5 protein-coding genes are annotated in these 4,844 nt (G+C 70.7%); 3 read left to right on the plus strand and 2 right to left on the minus strand.

The window, feature by feature from the left end; all coding sequences use genetic code 11:
• A partial coding sequence (locus tag P409_RS38300; RefSeq protein ID WP_152613556.1) for a hypothetical protein occupies window positions 1–286 on the minus strand: 286 nt, incomplete at its 3' end.
• Between P409_RS38300 and P409_RS26760 the strand changes: the two genes are divergently transcribed.
• Both P409_RS26760 and P409_RS26765 read left to right on the plus strand, forming a co-directional pair.
• Complete coding sequence (locus P409_RS26760; RefSeq protein ID WP_034845594.1) at window positions 264–1,442, plus strand: LTA synthase family protein; 1,179 nt, start codon at window positions 264–266, stop codon at window positions 1,440–1,442. The two genes, P409_RS38300 and P409_RS26760, sit on opposite strands and share 23 nt — an antisense overlap.
• Window positions 1,436–2,245: an alpha/beta fold hydrolase gene (locus P409_RS26765; protein ID WP_034845596.1), complete on the plus strand. Its 810-nt coding sequence runs from the start codon at window positions 1,436–1,438 to the stop codon at window positions 2,243–2,245. The genes P409_RS26760 and P409_RS26765 overlap by 7 nt, the downstream gene beginning before the upstream one ends.
• Window positions 2,246–2,413: 168 nt before the next feature.
• Here P409_RS26765 and P409_RS26770 read toward each other — a convergent pair whose 3' ends face one another.
• A complete protein-coding gene (locus P409_RS26770) occupies window positions 2,414–3,751 on the minus strand; it encodes a glycosyltransferase family 4 protein (protein ID WP_052121440.1) in 1,338 nt (445 codons plus the stop codon).
• 446 nt (window positions 3,752–4,197) lie between these two features.
• Between P409_RS26770 and P409_RS26775 the strand changes: the two genes are divergently transcribed.
• Window positions 4,198–4,844 (plus strand): hypothetical protein (locus P409_RS26775; RefSeq protein ID WP_034845598.1); only part of this gene is annotated, 647 nt, incomplete at its 3' end.

Genomic DNA, 4,844 nt, shown 5'->3' on the forward strand with positions numbered 1-4,844 from the left:
CGTCTTCCTGCTGATGCTGGGCGCCTGGCTGGGCCTGTTCGGCCGCTTCTGGTTCGCGCTGGCCGCCAGCCTGATCACGCTGGCCATCCTGGTGGCGATCTCCAACGCCAAGCACCGCAGCCTGTACGAGCCGCTGGTGTTCTCCGACTTCGCCTTCATCCTGCCGATGCTGCGGCACCCCGCCTTGTTCTATATCGAGCGGCGCGAGGGGCTGGCCCTGATCGGCATCACGGCGCTGCTGGTCGCGGTGATCGCCGCCTGGGGTGGGGCTGGAGCCGCGCAGCATCCCGGTCCCGGCGCAGCTCGCCCTGCTGGCCGGCGAGGCGGCGCTGCTGGGCCTCGCGGCCTTCGCCGTCCCCTGGCCACGGGGGCTGACCTTCGCCGACCCGGTGGATCCGCGCGGCACGATCCGGCGCTTCGGCCTGGCCCTGTCGCTGCCGACCGCCTGGTTGCGCTGGCGGGGCGAGGGCCGCCGGCCGCTGCCGGAGATGCCGCCGCCTGCGCCCGATGCTGCGGCCGACGCCGTGATCGTGGTGCAGTCGGAATCCTTCATGGATCTGCGCCGGATCGGCATCGCGACGGCGCTGCCGGAGTTCGACCGCCTCAGGCCGCGGGCCCTGGCGCACGGGCTGCTCGAGGTGCCGTGCTTCGGCGCCTACACACTACGGCCGGAGGTCTCGGCGATCACCGGCCTCGGCGCCGCCGAGCAGTCCTTCGACGGGCTCCACCCCTATCTGCGGCCACAGCGCTTCGCCCTGGCCTCGCTGGCGGCGGCGCTGCGCGGCCAGGGCTGGCGCACCATCTTCCTGCACCCCTATGACGAGACCTTCTTCCGCCGGCGCGAGGCGATCCCTGCGCTCGGCTTCGAGCGCTTCATCGGCCAGCGCGACCTGCCGGAGGCCGGGCGCAGCGGCTACTACATCTCCGACGCCGCCGTCGCCGGGGTGATCGAGGACGAGTTGCGGCGGGCGCGGGTGGACGGAGTGCGGCTGTTCCTGGTCTGCGTGACCATGGAGGCGCATGATCCCTTTCGCCCCGGCCGGGTGCCGGGCAAGGACGCGCCGCTGCAGCAGTATCTGCACCATATCGGCCACGCCGATGCGATGCTGGCCCGGCTCACGGCCCATCTCGACGCTGCGGCGGAGCGGGCGCTGCTGGCCTTCTACGGCGACCACGCGCCGGTGCTGCAGGAGGTGGATCCGGAGCGCGAGCGTCGCACCGATTTCATGATCCTGGACTGCGGCCGCGCCGCGCCGCGGCCTCAGGGCGGGGCCGTCGGCCCGGTGCAGTGGCGGCCGGAGCGGATCAACCGCTTCATCCGCTCCTGGCTGGCCGGCGACCGCGACGCCAGATTCGGTCCGGCCGCGAGGTGTCGGGAACCAGCCACGGCGGCCGGCCATCATAGACAGGAGCAGCGGCTTTCCGGAGACGACCCATGCTGACCCTCGACCGGCGTTTCACCTTCCGCGGCCAGAGCGTGGCTTGGGGCGTGCTCGGCGACGGGCCGCCGCTGGTGATGGTGCACGGCACGCCATTCTCGTCCCAGGTCTGGCGCCGGATCGCGCCGCTGGCCGCGACCCGGTGGCGGGTGCATGTCTACGACCTGCTCGGCTATGGCGAGTCGGAGCGGCGCGACGGCCAGGACGTGTCGCCTTCCGTCCAGAACGCGCTGTTCGCCGCCCTGCTGCGCGAATGGGGGCTGGATGAGCCGGAGGTGCTGGCTCATGATTTCGGCGGCATGGCGGTGCTGCGGGCCCACTATCTCGACGGCTGTCGCTACCGGCGCCTGACCCTGATCGACCCGGTGGCGCTGCCGCCTTCCGGGTCACCCTTCTTCCTCCACGTGGCGGCGCATGAGGCCGCCTTCGCCGGGCTGCCGGACTATGCCCATGACGCGCTGCTGCGGGTCTATATCCAGGGCGCGGCGCGCAACCCGCTGACCGAGGAGGCGATGGGGATCTACATGCGGCCCTGGCAGGGGGAGGCCGGACGTCCCGCCTTCTACCGCCAGATCGCGCAGATGCATGACCGCTATCTGGAGGAGGTCGAGCCCTCCTACGGCCCGATGCCCTGGCCGGTCGAGATCCTGTGGGGCGAGCAGGACCGGTGGATCCCGATCGCCCAGGGCGAGCGCCTGGCGGCGAGGCTCGCCGGCGGTGCACTGACCCGCGTGCCGGATGCCGGCCATCTGGTGCAGGAGGACGCGCCCGAGGCGATCGTCGCCGCCCTGTTCCGGGGCGCGTGATCGCCTCGCGCCCCTACCGCCTCGTCACCCCGGGCGCGGCGCCGCATGGAGTGATGCGACGCAGAACCGGGATCTCTTCGAGAATGCGCTGAGTCCCGTGTCTGCGCCGCGATGCCGCGCATCGCAGCGCGCACGGGATGACGATCCTTTCCCCGGTTCGTCTGTCTCTCAGCAGATCGAGTATTTCCGCCGCACATCGGCGACGACGTCGTCGAAGATGTTGAAATGCCGGTCCCAGGTCGGCGCCTTGAACCGCGCCAGCCGCGCCATCTGCGCCTGGCGGCGCGGCGAGTTCGGCTGGGCGTAGTTCATGATCATGTCCATCCAGCCGGGGCCGTCCAGCGGGTCGAGATATTCCGGGATGCCGCTGCCCAGCTCATGGAACACCGGCAGGTCGGAGCAGATCACCGGCACCGAGCAGGACAGGCCTTCGACCAGCGGCAGGCCGTAGCCCTCGGCGAAGGACGGGAACAGCACGGCGCGGGCGCCGATCAGCAGGCGGTGCAGCACCGCATCGGGCACCCGGCCCAGCTCGATGACATGGTCCGAGATCTGCTCGCAGCGCTCGATCATGTCGATGACGTTCTCGTTCTCCCAGCCGCGGCGGCCCACGATCACCAGCTTCGGCGCGGCCTTGCCCAGCTTCTGCACCAGGGCGCGCCAGATCTGCAGCATGAACAGGTGGTTCTTGCGCGGCTCGATCGTGCCGATGATCAGGAAGTAGGGCTCGCTCTCCAGGTCGTTGACCTTCTGCGGCGCGAAGCGGCGGTCGACCCCCAGCGGCGCGACGAAGACATCGTCCATCCCGCCGTGATGGCGCTGGACATGCTTCATCAGGTCGCGCTTGGTCTGCTGCGAGTTGACGATGGTGGCGGCGGCGGTGGTCGAGATCGCCTCGATCCGGGCGACGTGCCGTGCGGCATAGCCCGGGCGGACATATTCCGGGTGGTCGATCGGGATCAGGTCGTGCACCAGGTAGATCGGCGCCAGCTTGCGGCGCGACACCAGGCGCTGCAGCGTCGCCGGCTGGTGCAGCCCCTCATGCGAGACGTTGACGTAGATCGCCTGCTGCCGCCGGGCGCTGATGCTGATCATGCGCGACAGCAGCCCGCGGGCGCCCAGCAGCGCGTCCATGCCGAGCTGCAGCAGCGGCGGGGAGGGGCGGGCCGGGGGCACCGGCGGCGACACCGAATTCCGGCCGCTGCCGTTGAACTGCTCCGCCGGCACGCCGATGAAGCGGGCGATCCGCTCCACATCCTTGGTCCGGATGCGATGGGCGCCGAAGCTCCAGCGCTCCCACCGGTTGGCGACGAACTGGGCGAAGGCCGGGGTGGACAGCTGCCAGTAGCGCGAGCGCCAGCGGGCGATGAACTGCACCTCGTTCGGATAGCGCTCCAGCATGTGCCGGCCGTAGGTCAGCTCCACGCGATCGACGCCCGTCGGGGTTGCGCTGCCGGATCGGCGCACCAGCCGGGTCACGTCGAACAGGATCTGGTCTTGAGCCATACGTCCTGCTCCTTTGCAAGCTGTCGTCAGGCCGCCCGATCCTGGCGGCACGGTCGTCAAGAGGGCGCGGCGTCCCCGCGAAGTCTTTCGGGACGCTGCTCCCTCTGGTCTGCCGGTGCCGGATCCGGAGATCCTTGTCCGACGGCATGACGGTTTTACGACGACCGCCTGTGCATGAACCCGAAACCAAGTCCGGGTAAGCTATCACCAGTCTCCGAGCAATAGGAAATCTTTTTTGCATCGCAAAACATTCGCTAAGATGAGCGTTAAAATCTGCAAAATCCAAGCGAACCGGAGCCTTGCGGCGAGGCTTCGGTCGCGGCCGAAAGCGGCGGCGCCCCGTGCCTGCAGCGACGGAATGCGGTAACTAGGGGCGGAGCGAATCGTGTCTCCCCAGGTTCCGCGGACGGCGTGCCCGCCCCGACCTTGCCCGTCGGAGAGATGAAATGAGCCTGTCCATCGCCCAGCGCCTGCAACGGCTGGACGCCCGCATCGCCGAAATCCTGTGCTGGCGCGAGCGAGCCAGCGAGCCGATCGGGGACTGGCGCTGCGACGGCCGGCCGCTGTCGCTCGGCGACCCCTGGCCGCACACCGAGGGCGTGCTGGCCTTCACCGCCGAGGCCGAGGTGCCGGCCGCCTGGCCGCTGGACGAGGTGCGGCTGCGGCTCGATGTCGGCGGCGAGAGCCTGCTGACGCTGCAGGAGGACGGCGCCGGGACGACCCGCTTCGGCCTCGACCCGAATCATCGCGAATTCCCGCTGCGGGCCCGCCGGCTGCGGATCGAGACCGAGAGCGTGCCGCGCCTGCCCTTCGGCCAGCCGGTGCATCATCCGCGCCTGGCCGAGGCCCGGCTGGTCTGGGTCGACGGGGCGGTGCACCGGCTGGCGCTGCTGCTGCGCCAAGTGTGGGAGGCGGCGACGGCGCTGGGCGACCACGAAGCCGTGCCGCATCTGCTGGCGGCGGCCGAGGCCGCGCTGCGGTCGCTGGACTGGCCCTCGGCCACCGGCGCCTATCTGGCCCGCACGGCGTCCTTGCCGCAGCAGCAGGCGATCTGGCGCCTGCCGCCGCTCGACCCGCAGCCGCCGGCGCTGGG

This window comes from Inquilinus limosus MP06 (genome assembly GCF_000767795.1).
GTDB classification, from domain to species: Bacteria; Pseudomonadota; Alphaproteobacteria; order DSM-16000; family Inquilinaceae; genus Inquilinus; species Inquilinus limosus_E.

What these genes read in the sequence shown, in the direction of transcription:
- P409_RS26765 (WP_034845596.1), top strand. Translation starts at nt 1,436, where the DNA reads ATGCTGACCCTCGACCGGCGTTTCACCTTCCGCGGCCAGAGCGTGGCT.
- P409_RS26770 (WP_052121440.1), bottom strand. Translation starts at nt 3,751, where the DNA reads ATGGCTCAAGACCAGATCCTGTTCGACGTGACCCGGCTGGTGCGCCGA.